The following is a 16,818-nucleotide window of genomic DNA, read 5'->3' as shown; positions in this document are numbered from 1 at the left end:
TATTAATAACAACATAAGTACATATAGCACCCCGTTGGATATAAAGTTTATATAAGCCGCCTGAATGTCCCCGCGCCGGTCGCTGAGGGGATTTTCACGGTCATACGCCATCCATAGCATCAGTTCACTGGCGGATAACTCCCGCTGCAACGCCGACAGCGTTTTACCGAGCCGTAACGCCAGTGTCAGCATGAATCCGGTCAATGGGGATTGTACTTTTTTTCAGCCTCATCACCGGTAACGACCAAATTCAGCGCCTGATGCAGTAACCGGGAATGGACGGGGCCGTAAATGGCGATCACCGCGTCAGTATCCTCGGCGGTAAATACCGGCTCGCCCTGTTCATCACACAGCACATCAATGAACAACACCACATCAGCGCGGGTATTGCGCAAGGTTTTCTCTGCGGTGGGCAGGGGTGTGTCGGATTTGTCGTCGGGATGAATAATTTCATTCCATGCAATCCACGCGGCGGCGGACGGCTCACGCAATATCGCCGTCGCATTATCCCATTCGGTTACCGTCACGGTTTTGTTTCGAAATCCCAGTTTAGGATTCAGTGCCAGTTGACGAAGATTCATTTATTGCCCCTTTTGCAGTGAAGTGGTTTTTTTGGCTAATGGCGTTGGACGACCTTTCATGCGCAGGGTGAATGAGGCGCTGACAATGCCATTCGCGGCCGCACTCCATGATTCCTGCCTGACCTCTGCCACAAACGTATACCCGTTGCCGCTCGGGAACTGAATACGGAACGCATAGGCGTTATCCGTACTGTAGGCCAGTCGCAGAATGTCCTGCCCCTCTTCTTCAGCTGTCCAGTGCCCGGAAATCGTAATTTCAGCCGGGGCGGCCAGTCCGTTAATCATCTCCTGCTCTCGCGAGCCGAGGGTAGTGACCTCGATGTCCGATTTCTGCCCCCCGGTGTAGTTAATCTCTTTCACGGAGGTGTCAATGGCGATCCATTTAATGGCCGAACTGGTATCGTCGGTGGTAGACTCGGCGGACACTGACAGGGATGTCCCCAGCGTTTTTTCATATTTTGGCATGTGATAATCTCCCACAGGGATTAGGAATAAATTTTGAATTCAACGGTGGCGCGATACAGCTCAGTATCATGTTCGAAGCTGTTTTCACGCTCCACCTCAAATGGTTGGTGTTGTGCTTTGACGGCATTAAACGCGTCGCTGCAAATGGTCTCGGCGTGCTCTAACGTCGGCGCGTAGGCGTCAAACTGAATGCGCGTCATTTTCACGGACTGTCCACTGAGTACATCGGTGTAAAGACTGTATGTCGAGAACACACACCACGCGGATACCCGTTTGCGTTCAGTTTGCGGAATGAGATAGGGGAAAACCTGACCGGGCAACACCGGATCTAACAATTTGAATAAATCGCCATCGGTCATTTCGCCAGTACCTCATCAATCGCGTTCAGTGCCACCTGAAAGGCTGCCTCGGCCGCTTCATCCGCTTTTGCGTCAAATGCGGGGTCGATAAACGGTTTCGCCGCCATTTTGGACGTGCCTTTTTCCAGAAAGCGCCAGTAATAGGCATTGCGCGGGTCATTTTTCTTCATCCGGGTATCGCTGTTCGTGCCCGATTTGTTCGAACCGCGCACGTATACCCCCGCGGATACCGTGCCGTCCCGCTGTTTTTTACGGTTAGCGGCCATAATGTTCCGTTTGAGCTTGCCGGTACGCTTGGGGGCGCGATGGCGAGTCTCGTCACGCAGGATTTTTGCCCCGGCGTAAGTGCCCCGCCGCAAAACTTTGTTGTTTTCGGCCTTGCTGAGCAGCGCTAAATCCCGCGACAGGTCTTTGAGTGCCGAAAAATCTACGATCGTCATGATTTAACCCCCTCCTGACACAATAACTCCAGTAACGTGAGTTTATTGTCGGGCATCACCGCCTGAATGGTGTAGGTTTTGCCCCGGAAAACGATACCCATTGTGGTATCAATATCAGCGCGGTAACGTACCCAGAAGCGCACAATGCTCTCCGATAAAACCGCGTTAGAGGCGACCAGTTCGCGGCCGCTGATAAATTTCGCCTCTGCCCAGACGGTGGCTACCGTGTAGTGCTCTTTGGTGACGCCGCCAGAGGGGGTTCGCTGGCTGCGAATACCCTGAATCGTGATACGATGGCGTAATGCACCTGCTTTCATGTGTGCTCTCCTATAGCGGGATAAAACGATAAGGCTCAAGTAGCGCCTTAAACCCTGCCGGGATGGTCTGCGCTTCCCGGTTTTCATACCAGTAGCCGACCGTCAGCATAATCGCCAGCGTGACGTCGTCGGTAACTAACAACCCGTCAGGATCATTATCCGGCACCGCCTCTTCATACAGACGGCGGTTCAGGTAGTTTTCTGCCCGGTGAATGGCGGCACGGGCGTAGGTTTCCAACAAAGCGTCTTCAGCATTGTTATCACTGTCGATGCGGCATTGCTGCTTAAGTTGTTCTGATGTGGGAAATGGCACATCTCCTCCTGTCACCTGCGACCCCTCTCAGATCGCAGGCACAAAAAAACCGCAATTAAGCGGCAGGTATCCCCTCTGGTAACATTAACCGACGCTACCGCCCTTGCCGACCAGTGCCTTGATGGCGGAGGTGTCTTCCAGAATGCAGTCGAAACGATGGAACGCCAGAAAGGCAACCTGATCGTATTCTGCGTAACGTTCGACCAGACGTTTTAGTGTCATGTAGGTCACGCGGCGCACAATGAAGCGGTTAAAGTCGCCGCAATAGATGAATTTGTTGCCTGCCCCCATGTCGGCAATGGCCTGATCAATGACATACGGGACGCCCAGCACGGTAGAGGGTACCACTCCCGCAATCTCAGGCAACCACAACGGACGGCTTTGGGCGTCTTCCATCTCGGTGATGATTTTCAGCGTGCTGTCATTGAATGCCCAGCGGAAAGTGCCGATATTGCGGTACGCCGGGTCAAGGGCGTGTTTCAGGGCATTCATGTCTTTCCAGCTAAACTTGGCCGCCGCATCTACCGTGTTCGTGACCGACGCTTCCAGCCCCTTTGGTTGCTGCGGGCTACCCTTGCCGGTACCTTTCACCAAATACTTAGCCTCACCGCGCCCGAGGCGTTCGGCAATGCGTTTAGCCAGATAGGACTCCATGTCAATGCCGGAATCCTGTAGAAGCTCATTGGATACCCGGATGATTTTGGACGACAATTTTTTCGCCCCTAACAACTCCGTACCGAATGCGGTGTCTTCTTCGTTGGCCGCCGTGTTTTCCCCCAGCAATTCCCCCTCTTCCGCCGTGCCGTCTGCGGTGGCCCATTCGATGGTTTGGCCCGTGGAGGTACTGAGGATTTGCGCCACACTGGCAATGCCGCCATAGGCTTTCATTTGTTCCACGACTTTATTGAGCATCTGCGTGGGGACGGTATAGCCGCCTTTCTCATCCGGCGTAGTACCCTGTGCGCGTAGCTCCCGCAGTGCCTGACGCTCTTCCGTCGTCATTTCCCCCAGACCGTGGCGCAAGAACCGATCAAATGCGGCGGCGCGGCGCTCTGCTTGCTCGGCTTCCGGGTTGCCCGGTTGTTGACGCTGCTCCGGTTCTGCATTGTCCACCAGTTGCTGGTCTAAATGGCGTAATTCCTCCTCACGCTGGATTTGGGCGTCAATGCTGTCCAGTTCGGTTTTCGCTTTATTCCATTCGGTGCGCTGCTCGTCTGTCCACGCGTTATCCCCGATTTTGTCATGCAGGGTACGCATTTGGGCGGCGATGGTGTTACGTTTTTGCTTTAATTCATGAAGCTTCATAGCCATAGTATTACCTTATGCATTGAGTAAATTTAAAATGCGCTCACGCGCTAATTTTTGATTGATTGCTTTTTGCAGCTCACCGCCACTTCGAGCTTCTTTCCAGGCATTCAGGGATCGAACCGCCGAATCCGCTTCCTGATAGGCGGGGTACGTTACCGGACTGACATCATACAGCCGTGACAATTTGTGGATTTCACGGATAACTATTCCTTCCTCATCCTCGTACCAGCGTTCACCGTCACGGGCGACCCGAAAGGCAAACGAACTTTGGTTAATATCACCACGCTGCATGGGGGCCAGCACCAGATCACGAATGGTCTGTGTGTCAGGCGCGGCGATGTCGTACTGCAAGCCCCGCTCATCCACCGAGACCGTTAATGTTCCTGATGTACTGCGTCCTAAAATAAAATTAGGATCATGGTTAAACAGCCCCCGAATATCATCATTCAGTACCTCGTCAAACGCGCCGGGTTTAATAATTTCTCTGAATCCCCACAGCGGCTCAGAGCGGCTGTTGAACACCGAACCGTAACCAACAATTCGCGTCGGCTGGTTTTCCAGTTGTTCAGCACGCACCTCACCGCTGTAACAGCGCATTTCTCTGTTACTCATCGGGTTTATCCTCGTGTTCAGGTTGGTTGGGTTGATTGCCGTTAACAGGATTGGCGGCATTGACACTGACCAGCATCTCGTCCAGCCCGTCCACCGGGTTCATGTCTTCAAAGGCACGGGCCTCATTGCGGCTCATCCAGCCATCGGTAATGGCAAAATGGTAGAACTGCGCCCGTTCCTGCGGCGTACCACGCAGTAATCCGGCCAGATTGAAACGGACATAGAATCCCGCCAGCCGTTCCTGCCGGGTGAACAGGCGACGGTTCAGCTCCTGCTCCCAGTTCACCACCCACGGCATGACGGTATGGCGCACAAACTGGATAGCCTGATTGCTGATATTGGAAAAAGTCGCTTTTTCCAAATCGTTAATCATGTGAGCGGGAACGTTAAATATGCCTGCAATCATGGAGCGATTGAGTTTCATCATGTCAATCAACTGTGCGTCCACCGGCGATACGGTCAGCGCTTTGTAATCCAATTCAGCGGGCAGCAGCATGGTTTTATTTTCTTCGCTGCGCAGGGAAGCGGCGGCTTTTCGCCACATCAGTTTGAGTCGTTCCCAGCCCTTATCACTAATCTCTCCTTTTACGGACACAATGCCAGCCGGACGGGCGTTGCCACCAAAAAAAGCGCTGGTATATTTCTGCCCGCTCATCCCCATGCCGATAGTTTCCGCGTGTTGCAGGATAGGACTTAAACCCATTTTCTGATTATTACCTAACGCGCGGATGTGGATCATGTCATCGGGGCTAATGGCGAAATTACCCTCGTCGTTATAGACCCCGTAGGTATAGCGTCCGCCCGTGTTTAGCAGGGTGGTTTCCCACGGCATGCAGGAGTCCAGTGCAATCACTTCGCCTTTTCGGTTGCGTTTCACCCACGTATAGCCATTGCCCCAACCGAGGATATGGCGCTGTTTCAGTTCGCGCCATTTGTAGCTGGTTTGCCAGTCGTTCGGCTCATCATGGGTCAGGTAAAACGCCGGATGTTCCCGTGCCATCTCTACCGTCTGCCCGGTCTTGCGCATCACATGCAGGGGCATCTGTGCCACTGACGAGGCCAGCACATAAATACAGGCATAGACCGCCGCCAGTTTCATGGACGTTTCCGGGCTGACATAGACATCGCCACGGAACAGGCCGTCGTTCTCTGCCGCCTCTGCGGTCAGCGGGGTATGGGGATTTTCCAGTGGTTCACTGCGAAATAAGGCATCAAGCAGCATGTGGCCTCCTGCGGGTCACCGCTAACGCATAGGCTATCAACAACACCCCGCCGATAATCAGGGTATTCGCCAGCCCGTATTTCAGGTAACAGCCCGCCAGCACCGCCCCGACCCCCGTCAGCGCAGTGATATCAATCAGTAAATTTCTCATAGCATTAAAAGATCATCCGGGTCGAGGTTGGAAAGAAAGTCCGGTTCGTCATGCAGAATGGCTCGTCCCATTGCCATAATCAGCGCGACCGCACCGTCAATTTTGCTGTCCTTTTGTTCCTTGATAGGGCGTACAATGTCATCATTGCCGCCCATTGTTTTCCCCACCACATTGGCGATACACCAGGACATAATCGGGTTACCGTCATGATGAAAGCGCCCGGACTGGATGGCCGCCTCCAATTCCTTCATCGGGTCACTCATGTTGGTGAAGTTTTGGGTAATAATGATCGGATTGATACCTTCGTCTGCCAGCTCATGCGATAAGCCGGTCGCCCCGAAGGGGTCAATCGGCGCTTCGCTGACCGGATTCAGGTGACAGGCGGCTTTCGCTTCTTCAAGAATATAACGATAGTCCACCTCGGCACCGGCGGTGACCGTTAGCAGCCCCATTTCCACCCATTTCTGAAAACGTTCGGCACTGCGTCGGTTCTCATTTTGCTCGACACTGTACACAGTGTCATACGGTACCCAGAAACGCGGTGTCACACTGTAGTAATGACGCTTGCCGTCAATTTCACGGACAAACAACCGCGCCATGCTGTTCATGTCCAGCTTGCGGGCGAGGTCAAAGGCCAGAATGCAGGGCTGGCCCTCGAATTGCCCCAGCGTCAGCGAGGTGTCTTCGCACTGTTTCCAGCTCACCATATTGAAATAAGCCTCCCGCGCTGATACCCAGATATTCAGGTGTTTGGTCTTGAATACGCTGGCTAAACGCGGGTTATTCAGGGCGCGTTGTTGTTGGCTCAGCAAAAAATCAGCATAGACCGAGACGCCCATATTGGGATTAGCTTTGCGTAACACCTCCGGGGACGTCCAGTCATCGCCGTCATCCACGGTGTAGATCACCCCGAACAGCTCATCATTGGGCACGTTGCCAGACAGCATCTCGATGGTTTCGCGGCGCTTGTCATAACAGGGACCTTCAATGTTGTAACCGGCGGTGGTGATCGCCCACATCAGCGGCTGCCGCCGCGCACCCATGCCCGTCAACATCGTCGTATAGAGATCGTCGGTATCATGCTCATGATATTCATCGACAATGGCACAACTGGGGGATTGTCCATCACCGGGGCTGCCAATCAACGGCTCGAACCGCGCTCCGTCTGCCGGGCGGTTCAGGTTGGAGGCATTCACTTCAATGCCAAACGCCTCGGTCAGCATCGGGGTGCGTTTACACATTAGCCGGGCGGGTCGGAACACTTCCCACGCCTGCTTCTCCGTGGTTGCGCCGGAATAGACCTCCGCCCCAAACTCGTCATCACAGGTAAAGCAATACAGCGCCACCCCCGCCGAAATGGCAGACTTACCATTTTTACGGGGGATCTCCGTGTAGACCTCACGAAAGCGGCGTAACCGGCTGCCCTTGTGTACCCAGCCAAACGCCGAACAGACTATAAACAACTGCCACGGTTCCAGTGTGATCGGCATGCGCTTAAATGCCCACTCACCCTTGGTGTGGGGCAGTAGCTGAATGAACTTGGCGGCGCGTTCTGCCAAGTCCTTATCAAAGCGGTACTTAAAGGCCTTGCCCTTTTCCTTCGCTAAGTCATCCAGATGGCGCTGGCACGCCTCTTTGACATAGCGTCCGGCCTCAATCTTGCCTCTCACTACATCCCGGGCATATTGGTTGGCCGCATTGACATTCAGGTACGATTTACGGCTCATGATGAAATCATCCTCATAAACGGGTTATCCGTCTTAGCCTGTCCTGCTGCCCCTATCAGGCGCTGGCGACTGCTCGGATCTAACCCCAACATGGCGCCCGTTCTGTCCATCTCAGATTCCTGCTCTTTTTTCGCTGTCAGATCCGGATTTTTCACTGGCCCCCCTGTTGCGCCGGTTAATCGGGTGCCATCGCGCTTGATATCGATGACCAACTGCCGCCAAAACTGATAGGCCACGCACCATCGCTCCAATACAGCCAGGTCAGTGACACACAGTAACCCCTGTGAACACAATTCGTTGCTGGTTAACTCCCACATCACCACCGCGAGGGACATACCACTGTCCACAAACCAGTCAGGTGGGGATACGCCAGTCAGTGGTGTAAAGCTCGGCTCATCGCGATTCAGCTTGCGCTTACCCGGATTGCCGGCCAGTTCTTTTCGTGCCGTCGGCTTGGGGCGACGACCTGATTTGCCCGCCGTTCCAGCCATACTCAGAACCTCCATTCAGAAAAAGATGAAAATATGATGAAATATTGCCCGATTTAAATTTCATTTTTCGCGGGGATAAAAATTGACTTAAGGCGGCGGTCCTTGGGGGCGAGGGTGGTAGGGATTTGACCACCCCTACCCCTAGGTGACTATCACGGTCACTACGCATTTCCTGCTTCCCCAATTGCTCATCGTAATCGCTCCGTCGCCGTCTTACGTTTATGGCAAGGCCAGCACAATAATTCCAAGTTCGATAGCGCATCCGTACCGCCATGCGCCTTGGGTATGATGTGGTCTACCGTCGTGCCTGTCGTCGCTCGTCCCTGACGCAAACATTGCTGGCACAGTTGTTTATCTCGGTGTTTGATGGTGGTTCGTAGTTTGTCCCACGGACTGCCATAGCCGCGTGCATACCGGCTTTTTCCCTGCTGATGGTTCTGCCAGCCGGTATGCAGATGATCAGGGCAGTAGCCGCTGCGGTCAGTGGTTGTTTTAGGGCAGCCGGTCTTGCGGCAGGCTCTCGGTATGCGGGCTGGCATGGCATCACCACGTAGAAAACAATCCGCCACGCCCACTCTCGCGGGCAACAAACTGGCGTAGTTCATCACGGACTATCTGGCGGATAGGGTTGTCGTTGTTTATCTCAGTGGGCTGCACCGAACCCTGAATCCGTTCCATTAGCTCTGCTATATGCTCCAGTTGTGATTCGAGCCGGTTCAATGTTTCAGTGTCATATTTGATACCAATGGTGATGTTGTGTGTGGCTATTTCTGTACGCTGTGCCATGTTCGGTTCTCCTGTATTCCTGTTATGTGATTACCCGGCGCGAATAAAACTAATGCCTTAAGGCGGAATAACTGAATTCCCGCTCTACCGGTAATATCAGCAGACCTTGCTCACCTGACTTTCCGAATGACTGAACGCAACGTGCTTCAAAGTCTTTATAATCCACGCAGCCATTAGCCAATATAGTGACCGCTTTCAGTTGCTCTTGTACCAGTTTCCGGGCTTCTGGTTTCAGGTACTGGTGAATTTTGTCACCGCTGCCTTTAGCCGCTTCTTTAGCCTCTGCGTAAACTGAATCAGGCAGCACAACCTGATATACCCACTTGGATGTAATCATGCCAAACAAGGATGGCGTACCCCCAACATGACCGTAATAGGGTAATCCTGACATACGACTGAGCGCCTGATAGAAAGGTTGCTGAAACTGCTTTTCCCATGTGACAGGCTTATCAAGAAGAAAGATGGCGTTAATGCGCTGATCGGTGAATGCGGGTTGAGTACCTCGAATCAAAGCATCAATCTGCTCATCACACCAGATTTCAAATTCAACAGACAACCAACGGGCAAAGCGGACTGCTAATTTTGGGTGAAGCCAAGTTCCACCCTGTGGGCCTGTTTTTGTATTCACTAAGCCTGTTTTTTTAACAAACTTAAGAACCTTTGTTCTTGATGCTGCGGAAGATGTGTCTAACCTTTTGATTTTACTAATTTCTGTCAGAAAACCAGAATTACCAAACAGCTTCTTACTTAAAGCCGCCATATATTCAAGAACATCAACTTGACGAAGCCATGCTGTCGGCTCTTTACCAAACTTAGCCGCTACGTCTGTAGCATTGATCCACCCCTCTTCATTAAAGCGAATAGGGTGACCGTCATACTCAAATGGAATGATGTTACTCATAGGGTATTTTCCTTATAGAAAATCGAACCTGCTCACGTAGAAAGCCGCCCGCAGAAATACCCATTAACGGATTTCTCAGGTTCGACTTTCTGTAAGGTTCTGCGTTTTTTATTGATATGCGCGGTGAGTGCGCGGTGAAAATAAAAATGCCACCAGCCCGTGTGCGTTGGGTACGCGGCAGGAACGGGGTGATGGCATGGGTATTCCTTTAACCACTCAGGGGAATGGGTAAAGAAATATTCTGTTTAGTTTCAAATGTTAATAGATTGTTAAGAATTATTCGCTTGTTTTTGAGTAGAGATAGGGTTACTAGGGTTATCGTTCGTTGATGTAGTTAATGATATATGGTGAGTAAAATGAAAAAATATCTTCTTCTTTGCCTAGTAGCAGGCTCGACTCTTTTTGCTTCGATGCAGACTTATGCTAATCTCTGCTTACCTTTTATTTGGTCACCCATAGTATATGCAGGGTGTATAGCTACCTGTTTTGCGGCGAATCCGGATCAACCAGTTAGTTTCTGTGCATCCAGTTAGTTTCTGTGCATAATAACAATCAAGCAGGAGACAGGATGGCTCCTGCAACCCCAGAATCATTCCTGCGGTGGCAGTCTTCTTCCCTCTATTGCCCGTATTGCCTGTTTATCCAGATTGCACTGTTCAATCACCGTCAGTAACTGTTCATTCAGTAACAAACTGTCACGCCATGTCATGGCATCGGGTATGACTGGAGGCAGGCAGTCAGCGAGCAGAGGTGCCGGAATGGGTATCGGTGGCAGCGGAACGTATTCGGTTCGCGTGCTGCTGCAAGCGGATAACAGCCCCATCAGGCACAATGCGATTGGCGCAATCATGATTGGCAACCACGGTTTTGATGGCCGTTTTTCTCTGCTCAGAATCCACGGCTGACCGAGTTCGGTTTTCGTTATTAATTCGTGAGATGTCATTGAATAACCTGATGGACTGATAGGCGTTATCGGTGATGAGTTGCTGGCGCTGGTTTTGTTGTTGCAGTGAGGCGCTTTGTTGTTTTAGTGATTCATTATCACCGAGGAGTCGCCCGTTCTCTGCATACACTGAGTAGATGGAATGGACGACCGTTCCTATCAGCCCAATACCAACAATCGCCGACAGTAATTTCAGTTTCATAGCAACTCAAATGCCCGCGTGAAAACATAATCAGAATACGGCTGTTGACCGTTTTCCATCCGTATCATGGCCTGAATCAGTGCTGTCATGGTGGGTTGATGGTTGACATCTATCACAGCATCACTGGTCACACCCACCGCCTGGCTCACATAATGAATATATGCCTCAGTGTCGTTTTCTATTTTTGGGGCCCAACGGGAAATAAACTGACGGATAGTATTATCGCCATATTTGCGTTCGTAATTACGCAGAATTTTCAGCATCGCCCGTATGCCATATTCTGGTGATACAAACTGGCAAAATGATTCATCTGTTTGGGTTTCTCTCAACCCCAGCCATTTATCACCGTGGCGAATGTTGCCCGGGTTGTAATTACGTATACCTCTGCTCATCGGTTCACCCCAAATTTGTTTTTGAGAAAAATAAATACCGATTCGATAATCGCCCCAATTTTTTTGGTGCCTAAAAATCCGATAAACACACCAAAAAACTGCGCCAGACTGAGCGGCAGATTGGCATATTCCAGCGCGGTAATAATCCCGATACTGATAAACGAACAAATCGCCGCCTCTGCCAATGACGCCATCCAGCCTGCACCGTCTCGTTTCTCACGCGTAAATGCGGTCACCGCCGCCAGCAGCATTCCAGCAATGAGTGGGGCATTTATCATTAGCCAGTCCCAGGCATACGCCCAAAACTCCGTGTCTTTTTCAATCATGCGCATATTCCACCCCATCAGAACAATGGGCGTCCGTGGGGTGAGATAGTCGCCCCTGTGAGTTGGTTAAAAGTAATGAGTTGATACTTAAGGTATGTTATGAATTCGATCAAACTTCAATCAAGGAAATGCAATGAACGAAGAGTTAATTAATAGCCTTAAAAATGACATAACCAATCTTCAGACTGCTGTTCATATACTCAACGACAATTCAAAGCATATGGTAATACGCAGCGAGTTAATTTTAGCTTCGATTTCTGCAATGCTGACCACTGGAATATTAGATAAAAATACGATAATTAACTTTGTTAAAAGTTTAGATTTTAATAGTCATCAATTCGATGATATGCCTGAAATTGTTGAATTAGAGAAATCTTCCGTTATCAAGATACTAAACAAAGTAAAGACTTTGGAATGATAGTTTCTTTCACATAAATCACCCCAGATTTCATTTTCAACATAGAGTTAATGAACTCTTTCCCATGGTCACCTATTGCGTGACCATTTTTGTCCTTTATCTCTTTTCTCATCATTCACCTCACATGAGTTAATAGGTTGCCAGCCGCAATGCGTGGATACGGAGGTACTGAGAGTGATTGCGGTGGCAAATATGAAAAAGGCCACGCCGGAGCGCAGCCTAGAATATTCGTCTAAACATCCCGGACTCTGACGGGATTTTGAACTACCTGAAAATATTGGGTAGTTGGATAAAACCATCGAATTCATCGTTCATGATAGCTCTCTATACCAATTCGAGGTGTTGCTCGAAATGGTTAAATACAAAATTGGTGACTGCCAGAAAGCAAAAAACCCCGCCGAGGCGAGGTCTGAGAATTCGATAAGTTCCGTGACATTGCTATCACTCTTATCACAATAGCAGCATTTTTACGATCGTAAAGTTTTTTTAGAAATTACTGCATAATTGCTGTGGACTAACATTTTCTGGCTCTAGCTGGATATATTTGTCCATTTCCAATGGAACATCTAGCATCATCAACATGCCCTCAATAACCCCCTCCGCTTTTTGTAGCCTTTTCCCAATATGAGTGTCAGAACAATGGTGATCGCGTGCCAATTGCATAAACGTTTTACCGAATACGTAATAATCGAATAGCAAATTGTGATCCTCACTGTTCTTTTTATTCAGGGTTGCCATGCAGCCAGCGATAATAACGCCATCGTCATCACAACATTGCGGGCGTGATTTGATTTTGTTGGGTATCAGTCCCTTGAATCCCGCCGCAATAGATGACCAATAAACATCCTCCCGATTATCCGCCGCCCACGCTCCCCAGCGTTCCATTACCAATTGAATATCACGCATTCGCACACTCTCCCACCAGATTCAGAATAATTCGGTCGGTCAGTTCTGAACGGTCATCAAATCGCTCCTCGTCCAATATCCACTTGCAGACATCTATCGCTTCCTGACGATTGACAGCTTGAATAAGGGTTAACTGTTTTTCGAGGTAATTTTCCCTGTCGTAAACGGCATCATCATGTTGAGGATAGCCATATTTCCAGCCCAGTTCCTTCGCTGCGCTATCGCGGACATGATAGAGCCAATCCCAATATTGCAATTCACGAACGACATCAGACAGCGTGTGTGGCTCTGGCAAAACGTCAGTAAATCCACACCCTCTCTCCCTACGTAAATCATCCACTTCAAATACGCGTGAACCACTGATTGCCCCTCGTTGCTTTTCTTCTTCTGTCCAGCCAAAACACGGATCGCTGATATAATGGTGCGAAGATTTTATCAGTCGCTCGGCTTCACAATCTTCAAGGGCTTGCTCATAGCTGCCAAAAATCCCCCTGACTTTCGCCGCCTCACTGATTTGCGCCTTCGCCCTGTTAATATAGCCCTGCGGGTTATCCATGCTCATCGTGCCAAATGCCACCTGAAACGCATGAGCGCCCGACTTCATCAGGTAGTCAGAATATTTTTTCTGCGCCTCTTTCGGGGTGATTTTCAGTTTCTTCAGGGCAGATTCCGCTGCCTCAAGGTGCGCGGGTTCATTGGTTCGGATCACCTCCAGCACCCACAAATACGCATCTACCTGTTTGTTACCGGTGATTTTGCGCTGAACGGGTAACGGTTTTACTGTTGCCACTGCGGTGCTGTAACTGCGTTCAGGAATAGTAAAAAGGGTTTTGTGTGCTGCGTTGTCCATCATTGCGCTGTCTCCCGCTGTTTTTTCATGAATAATCTTTCTCTGGCCTGACAACCCTGCTGGAGCAAGTCGTTAAAATCCCCCAGGTCGGGGTGTCTGACGCTCACCTTTTCAATATCGTTGTTAGCCAGTAAATTTTTATTGGCACATACATATGCAGCCGCTTCACCTGTAGCGCTCCAGTCGTTATCTGCAAAGATAATTAGATGCTTAACTCCACGGGGGGCGATAAATTTCGCCATGTGTCCGGCATTCATCGTTGACCATGTGTTCACGCCGTAAATCTGTTTACAGGACAGTGCTGTTTCAATTCCTTCTGCAATACCCAGCGTGGAATCCACCGGGAACAGGCGGATAGCCACTGACTGAGCATGTGTCAGATAGCTATCGTCTTGCAGTGAATTCATTTTCTTGACCACTTCTAACGAGGCTTTCCGATCCCCGTCTAAATAGGTCCGGTGCAGGTAACACGCCTGCCCCTTTGAATCAGTGGCAATCGCCCATATCGCTTGCAGCACCCCGTTTCGGACTGGCTGATCAGTGCAATACTTCACGTTGTCGGCAGGCAGCACATGAATACCCCGGTTGCGCAGATAGGACTCCCCTTGCGTACCTCTCAGCCCGGATAAATTGGCATAACAGGCGGTGACCCGGTGTCTAAAGTCGGTGACATTCGTCTCTTTTTTCACCACACTGCGTTTGTCAGACCGGATACCGAGCAGCTGATCAATCTCATCGGCCAGCGTTTTGTAATCTTTGCCCTGTGTCAGCATGAGCAGCCGCCAGCCATCGCCTGCATTGCAGGTGCAAATGAATGTGCCGCGTCCGTCCCGGTCATCAATACGGAATTTCCCCTTCCGTCCGCATATCGGGCACTTCCCTTTAAAATGATTTTTCCCTGTCACCGGGGGTAATTTGTAATAGGCAAAAATTTCAGGCCAGCGGCCTATCACGGCATCGGCGGTTTTTATTCTGTTCATAGCATGTCTCCCTGATGCGGGGATTGCTCTGCTTTCTTGCGGGATTTCGCCCAGACAATTTGCTTGTGCTTGATAAAGTTATTCACTTCGGGGGTCAGTTCCTGCGGGGTGTCATGCAAGCCGCGAGGCCAGACGCCGAACTTGTCTTTAAACGTATTCGAGATCCAACCGTCACTGAGGATTTTCCCTTGTGAAGCGCGCTGGTTCTGGTAATACTTCAACTGAGAGTAGAAATTTTGTTTCTCCGCCTGTGTATAGACACGGGCTTTCTTGTCGAGCTTTTTAATGCTGCGGCTGGTATCCACATCAATATCTTCACCCGCCAAGGGCTTAAAGCCACACTTCGGGCAGACGTAAACACCCGCGGGCTTCATGTAGTGGCAGGACGGGCATTCTTTCGGTAATTTTTCGCGCTTCTCTTGCTCCCGGTAGCTGAACTGGGTTTTCATGCCGTCATTCTTGTGGGGCAGCTCGTCATATTCGATATCGTCGGGGTAGCCGAGGCGGTGAACCGTGCCGGAGTGATCGAGAATAATGCACCTATCCTTGCCTTGGGCAATGCGTAAACCCCGGCCGATTGTCTGGAGCCAACGAATTTCAGATTTGGTAGGGCGGGCGTAAATGATGCACCGGACATCACTATCGAACCCAGCAACCAACACTCCCACATTGACAATGATTTTTGTTGCGCCCTGCTCAAAGCGATGGATAATCAGCTCGCGCTCATCGTGTGGAGTGCTGGCTGTCATCACCTCCGCATTCACCCCGGCGCGATTAAATTCGACCGTAATAAAATTAGCGTGGCTAACATTGACACAGAAACAGATTGTCGGCAGATTTTCGCCCAGCCTGAGCCAGCTACTGACGATATCGCCAACCAAATCAGCCCCACACATGATTTCGGCAATCTCATCTTCTTTGTAATCGCTGCCGTATTCAGCGTTGCTACTGGATTTCACGCCGGACAAATCAGGCTTGGTGGGGGCATAGAATTCATACCGACTCAAATCACCGCGATTAATCAGCTCTTTTATGGTGGTCGGCTTAATCAATTTTTCGTAGTAGTGTCCGAGGAACGGAGCAAAGGGTGTGCCCGATAACCCGATCACCGGAATGTCACTGTCACGGATAATCTCCAGTATTCGCTTACGGCGTAAGTGCGCCTCGTCGATAATCAATAAATCGATATTGTCGGGAAACTCACGGCGGATAATGGTATCGGCTGACGCAATTTGAATCAGGCGTGTTGGGTCATAATTTGGGTGATCACGCCAGACGTAACTGATTTCATCGGCGGGCAGGCCATATTCAATAAATCGTGCTGCTGTCTGGTCTACGAGGATCGTATACGGTACGCAGAACATCACACGCATTTCACGGGAAACATAACCGTCAGTGATGAACGCCGCCAGCCCGGTTTTACCCGATCCCGTTGGGCTGTACACCATGAAAGTGCGGTGCTGCTTCCAGTTCTGACGCAGCATGTTCAGGGCGCGTTCCTGTGCGAAATTAGGGGTGATCGTTAGCATCTTTCCGCCCCCTGTTTATTTTCCTGAGTTTCCGTGCGATACTTTGTCTCGGTAACCGCATCTGTATTACCGATTGCAAGAGCCGAATCAGTTCTACCTACCAAAGTGTTGCTGTTCGGTTTCTTGCTCCCTCTTACATTTCCATTCTGATTTAACATTGATACCCTCACTTGATTATTTTTCTCTGCCAGAGGACAAGCCCTTTTCCTAGTACCTGAATTGAGTGGCACGGATCACATCGACCCCGTTCACGCTATATCGCAGGGGCTGCTTGCCATCTTTGAGCAGCACAAAACCAGATATGCCAGCCGGTAGCTCACTCAATTTCAGCAATGAACGCTTACGGGGTGATCGGTTATCAGCCTCGATAGCGCATTTCTCACCAGTTCGTGTAGTCACCATGTAATCCACTCGCCCATTACGTCCATCACTCAACCCGGTTACCGCGAAGTTCTTTTGCAAAAACCACCCTTGCTCGCGGATCTTTGCAGTGAGTACCGTTTCAAATTTCTGCATGTCAGACGCAGTAAAGAATTGCTCCTCCAGCAAGGTGATTAATTTTTCTTTCAGTTCTGTACTCATTTTTATTTCCTCAATGG

Annotated in this window: 24 protein-coding genes and 2 pseudogenes; 1 reads left to right on the top strand and 25 read right to left on the bottom strand. The window is 50.4% G+C overall.

The features are described from left to right. Positions 1–48: 48 nt before the first annotated feature. The 20 genes and pseudogenes from XPG1_RS04145 to XPG1_RS04055 all read right to left on the bottom strand — a co-directional run. Positions 49–192, bottom strand: a pseudogene (locus XPG1_RS04145) (phage tail assembly protein T); the annotation flags it as partial. Positions 193–200: 8 nt separating this feature from the next. Next, entirely contained in the window at positions 201–581 is a 381-nt protein-coding gene (locus tag XPG1_RS04140) for a phage tail assembly chaperone (RefSeq protein ID WP_045957952.1), read from the bottom strand. Beyond that, positions 582–1,046, bottom strand: a complete 465-nt coding sequence (locus XPG1_RS04135; protein WP_045957951.1) for a phage tail tube protein — start codon at positions 1,044–1,046, stop codon at positions 582–584. It abuts the gene before it with no gap. A 20-nt stretch (positions 1,047–1,066) separates the two neighbouring features. Continuing rightward, positions 1,067–1,405 (bottom strand): hypothetical protein, encoded by a 339-nt coding sequence (locus XPG1_RS04130; protein ID WP_045957950.1) that lies wholly within the window; start codon positions 1,403–1,405, stop codon positions 1,067–1,069. After that, on the bottom strand, positions 1,402–1,845 hold the full coding sequence (locus tag XPG1_RS04125) for an HK97-gp10 family putative phage morphogenesis protein (RefSeq protein WP_045957949.1): 444 nt from the start codon (positions 1,843–1,845) through the stop codon (positions 1,402–1,404). The genes XPG1_RS04130 and XPG1_RS04125 overlap by 4 nt, the downstream gene beginning before the upstream one ends. Then, positions 1,842–2,162, bottom strand: coding sequence for a phage head closure protein (locus XPG1_RS04120; RefSeq protein WP_045957948.1), 321 nt, complete (start codon positions 2,160–2,162; stop codon positions 1,842–1,844). The genes XPG1_RS04125 and XPG1_RS04120 overlap by 4 nt, the downstream gene beginning before the upstream one ends. A gap of 10 nt (positions 2,163–2,172) precedes the next feature. After that, entirely contained in the window at positions 2,173–2,475 is a 303-nt protein-coding gene (locus XPG1_RS04115; RefSeq protein ID WP_045957947.1) for a head-tail connector protein, read from the bottom strand. Between the two features lie 84 nt (positions 2,476–2,559). Then, positions 2,560–3,780 (bottom strand): phage major capsid protein, encoded by a 1,221-nt coding sequence (locus XPG1_RS04110; RefSeq protein WP_045960421.1) that lies wholly within the window; start codon positions 3,778–3,780, stop codon positions 2,560–2,562. A 15-nt stretch (positions 3,781–3,795) separates the two neighbouring features. Beyond that, positions 3,796–4,395 carry an HK97 family phage prohead protease gene (locus XPG1_RS04105; protein WP_045957946.1) on the bottom strand — a complete coding sequence of 200 codons (600 nt, stop codon included), beginning with the start codon at positions 4,393–4,395 and terminating at the stop codon, positions 3,796–3,798. Next, positions 4,388–5,617: a phage portal protein gene (locus tag XPG1_RS04100; RefSeq protein ID WP_045957945.1), complete on the bottom strand. Its 1,230-nt coding sequence runs from the start codon at positions 5,615–5,617 to the stop codon at positions 4,388–4,390. The genes XPG1_RS04105 and XPG1_RS04100 overlap by 8 nt, the downstream gene beginning before the upstream one ends. Further along, positions 5,607–5,768, bottom strand: a complete 162-nt coding sequence (locus XPG1_RS18665) for a hypothetical protein (RefSeq protein WP_045957944.1) — start codon at positions 5,766–5,768, stop codon at positions 5,607–5,609. Before XPG1_RS18665 ends, XPG1_RS04100 begins: the two co-directional genes overlap by 11 nt. Beyond that, entirely contained in the window at positions 5,765–7,495 is a 1,731-nt protein-coding gene (locus XPG1_RS04090) for a terminase large subunit (RefSeq protein ID WP_045957943.1), read from the bottom strand. The genes XPG1_RS18665 and XPG1_RS04090 overlap by 4 nt, the downstream gene beginning before the upstream one ends. Continuing rightward, a complete protein-coding gene (locus XPG1_RS04085; protein WP_045957942.1) occupies positions 7,492–7,986 on the bottom strand; it encodes a phage terminase small subunit P27 family in 495 nt (164 codons plus the stop codon). Before XPG1_RS04085 ends, XPG1_RS04090 begins: the two co-directional genes overlap by 4 nt. 188 nt (positions 7,987–8,174) lie before the next feature. Further along, complete coding sequence (locus XPG1_RS04080) at positions 8,175–8,525, bottom strand: HNH endonuclease (protein ID WP_045957941.1); 351 nt, start codon at positions 8,523–8,525, stop codon at positions 8,175–8,177. Between the two features lie 4 nt (positions 8,526–8,529). Further along, positions 8,530–8,772 (bottom strand): hypothetical protein, encoded by a 243-nt coding sequence (locus XPG1_RS04075; RefSeq protein ID WP_045957940.1) that lies wholly within the window; start codon positions 8,770–8,772, stop codon positions 8,530–8,532. Positions 8,773–8,821: 49 nt separating this feature from the next. Further along, positions 8,822–9,673: a KilA-N domain-containing protein gene (locus XPG1_RS04070; protein ID WP_045957939.1), complete on the bottom strand. Its 852-nt coding sequence runs from the start codon at positions 9,671–9,673 to the stop codon at positions 8,822–8,824. Positions 9,674–10,349: 676 nt separating this feature from the next. After that, positions 10,350–10,433 (bottom strand): annotated as a pseudogene (locus tag XPG1_RS19255) (Rz1-like lysis system protein LysC); the annotation flags it as partial. Next, positions 10,411–10,818: a hypothetical protein gene (locus XPG1_RS18735; RefSeq protein ID WP_197541110.1), complete on the bottom strand. Its 408-nt coding sequence runs from the start codon at positions 10,816–10,818 to the stop codon at positions 10,411–10,413. The gene XPG1_RS18735 and the pseudogene XPG1_RS19255, both read right to left, overlap by 23 nt. After that, entirely contained in the window at positions 10,815–11,210 is a 396-nt protein-coding gene (locus tag XPG1_RS04060; protein ID WP_045957938.1) for a structural protein, read from the bottom strand. The genes XPG1_RS18735 and XPG1_RS04060 overlap by 4 nt, the downstream gene beginning before the upstream one ends. After that, positions 11,207–11,536, bottom strand: coding sequence for a phage holin, lambda family (locus tag XPG1_RS04055; RefSeq protein WP_045960416.1), 330 nt, complete (start codon positions 11,534–11,536; stop codon positions 11,207–11,209). Before XPG1_RS04055 ends, XPG1_RS04060 begins: the two co-directional genes overlap by 4 nt. A gap of 133 nt (positions 11,537–11,669) precedes the next feature. On the opposite strand from XPG1_RS04055, the gene XPG1_RS04050 reads away from it, so the two are divergent. Next, positions 11,670–11,954 (top strand): hypothetical protein, encoded by a 285-nt coding sequence (locus XPG1_RS04050; protein ID WP_045957937.1) that lies wholly within the window; start codon positions 11,670–11,672, stop codon positions 11,952–11,954. A gap of 486 nt (positions 11,955–12,440) precedes the next feature. On the opposite strand, the gene XPG1_RS04045 is transcribed toward XPG1_RS04050, so the two are convergent. The 5 genes from XPG1_RS04045 to XPG1_RS04025 all read right to left on the bottom strand — a co-directional run bounded on the left by XPG1_RS04045 (position 12,441) and on the right by XPG1_RS04025 (position 16,801). Then, a complete protein-coding gene (locus XPG1_RS04045) occupies positions 12,441–12,860 on the bottom strand; it encodes an antiterminator Q family protein (protein WP_045957936.1) in 420 nt (139 codons plus the stop codon). Then, positions 12,853–13,713, bottom strand: a complete 861-nt coding sequence (locus XPG1_RS04040) for a hypothetical protein (RefSeq protein WP_045957935.1) — start codon at positions 13,711–13,713, stop codon at positions 12,853–12,855. The genes XPG1_RS04045 and XPG1_RS04040 overlap by 8 nt, the downstream gene beginning before the upstream one ends. Beyond that, the gene (locus XPG1_RS04035) at positions 13,710–14,690 is read right to left on the bottom strand and encodes a toprim domain-containing protein (protein WP_045957934.1); all 981 of its coding nucleotides are present in this window, start codon (positions 14,688–14,690) and stop codon (positions 13,710–13,712) included. Before XPG1_RS04035 ends, XPG1_RS04040 begins: the two co-directional genes overlap by 4 nt. Beyond that, complete coding sequence (locus XPG1_RS04030; RefSeq protein ID WP_045957933.1) at positions 14,687–16,219, bottom strand: DEAD/DEAH box helicase; 1,533 nt, start codon at positions 16,217–16,219, stop codon at positions 14,687–14,689. Before XPG1_RS04030 ends, XPG1_RS04035 begins: the two co-directional genes overlap by 4 nt. A gap of 207 nt (positions 16,220–16,426) precedes the next feature. Next, positions 16,427–16,801, bottom strand: a complete 375-nt coding sequence (locus XPG1_RS04025) for a hypothetical protein (protein ID WP_045957932.1) — start codon at positions 16,799–16,801, stop codon at positions 16,427–16,429. Between the last annotated feature and the right edge of the window lie 17 nt (positions 16,802–16,818).

The sequence above is a fragment of the Xenorhabdus poinarii G6 genome, assembly GCF_000968175.1.
GTDB classification, from domain to species: Bacteria; Pseudomonadota; Gammaproteobacteria; order Enterobacterales; family Enterobacteriaceae; genus Xenorhabdus; species Xenorhabdus poinarii.
Note: the sequence above shows the minus strand (reverse complement) of the source record. Positions and strands in the feature narration are given on the sequence as shown.

What these genes read in the sequence shown, in the direction of transcription:
- XPG1_RS18665 (WP_045957944.1), bottom strand. Translation starts at nt 5,768, where the DNA reads ATGAGAAATTTACTGATTGATATCACTGCGCTGACGGGGGTCGGGGCG.
- XPG1_RS04080 (WP_045957941.1), bottom strand. Translation starts at nt 8,525, where the DNA reads ATGCCAGCCCGCATACCGAGAGCCTGCCGCAAGACCGGCTGCCCTAAA.
- XPG1_RS04140 (WP_045957952.1), bottom strand. Translation starts at nt 581, where the DNA reads ATGAATCTTCGTCAACTGGCACTGAATCCTAAACTGGGATTTCGAAAC.
- XPG1_RS04075 (WP_045957940.1), bottom strand. Translation starts at nt 8,772, where the DNA reads ATGGCACAGCGTACAGAAATAGCCACACACAACATCACCATTGGTATC.
- XPG1_RS04035 (WP_045957934.1), bottom strand. Translation starts at nt 14,690, where the DNA reads ATGAACAGAATAAAAACCGCCGATGCCGTGATAGGCCGCTGGCCTGAA.
- XPG1_RS04055 (WP_045960416.1), bottom strand. Translation starts at nt 11,536, where the DNA reads ATGATTGAAAAAGACACGGAGTTTTGGGCGTATGCCTGGGACTGGCTA.
- XPG1_RS04105 (WP_045957946.1), bottom strand. Translation starts at nt 4,395, where the DNA reads ATGAGTAACAGAGAAATGCGCTGTTACAGCGGTGAGGTGCGTGCTGAA.
- XPG1_RS04130 (WP_045957950.1), bottom strand. Translation starts at nt 1,405, where the DNA reads ATGACCGATGGCGATTTATTCAAATTGTTAGATCCGGTGTTGCCCGGT.
- XPG1_RS04070 (WP_045957939.1), bottom strand. Translation starts at nt 9,673, where the DNA reads ATGAGTAACATCATTCCATTTGAGTATGACGGTCACCCTATTCGCTTT.
- XPG1_RS04135 (WP_045957951.1), bottom strand. Translation starts at nt 1,046, where the DNA reads ATGCCAAAATATGAAAAAACGCTGGGGACATCCCTGTCAGTGTCCGCC.
- XPG1_RS04040 (WP_045957935.1), bottom strand. Translation starts at nt 13,713, where the DNA reads ATGATGGACAACGCAGCACACAAAACCCTTTTTACTATTCCTGAACGC.
- XPG1_RS04050 (WP_045957937.1), top strand. Translation starts at nt 11,670, where the DNA reads ATGAACGAAGAGTTAATTAATAGCCTTAAAAATGACATAACCAATCTT.
- XPG1_RS04110 (WP_045960421.1), bottom strand. Translation starts at nt 3,780, where the DNA reads ATGAAGCTTCATGAATTAAAGCAAAAACGTAACACCATCGCCGCCCAA.
- XPG1_RS04030 (WP_045957933.1), bottom strand. Translation starts at nt 16,219, where the DNA reads ATGCTAACGATCACCCCTAATTTCGCACAGGAACGCGCCCTGAACATG.
- XPG1_RS04125 (WP_045957949.1), bottom strand. Translation starts at nt 1,845, where the DNA reads ATGACGATCGTAGATTTTTCGGCACTCAAAGACCTGTCGCGGGATTTA.
- XPG1_RS04090 (WP_045957943.1), bottom strand. Translation starts at nt 7,495, where the DNA reads ATGAGCCGTAAATCGTACCTGAATGTCAATGCGGCCAACCAATATGCC.
- XPG1_RS04085 (WP_045957942.1), bottom strand. Translation starts at nt 7,986, where the DNA reads ATGGCTGGAACGGCGGGCAAATCAGGTCGTCGCCCCAAGCCGACGGCA.
- XPG1_RS18735 (WP_197541110.1), bottom strand. Translation starts at nt 10,818, where the DNA reads ATGAAACTGAAATTACTGTCGGCGATTGTTGGTATTGGGCTGATAGGA.
- XPG1_RS04025 (WP_045957932.1), bottom strand. Translation starts at nt 16,801, where the DNA reads ATGAGTACAGAACTGAAAGAAAAATTAATCACCTTGCTGGAGGAGCAA.
- XPG1_RS04060 (WP_045957938.1), bottom strand. Translation starts at nt 11,210, where the DNA reads ATGAGCAGAGGTATACGTAATTACAACCCGGGCAACATTCGCCACGGT.
- XPG1_RS04120 (WP_045957948.1), bottom strand. Translation starts at nt 2,162, where the DNA reads ATGAAAGCAGGTGCATTACGCCATCGTATCACGATTCAGGGTATTCGC.
- XPG1_RS04045 (WP_045957936.1), bottom strand. Translation starts at nt 12,860, where the DNA reads ATGCGTGATATTCAATTGGTAATGGAACGCTGGGGAGCGTGGGCGGCG.
- XPG1_RS04100 (WP_045957945.1), bottom strand. Translation starts at nt 5,617, where the DNA reads ATGCTGCTTGATGCCTTATTTCGCAGTGAACCACTGGAAAATCCCCAT.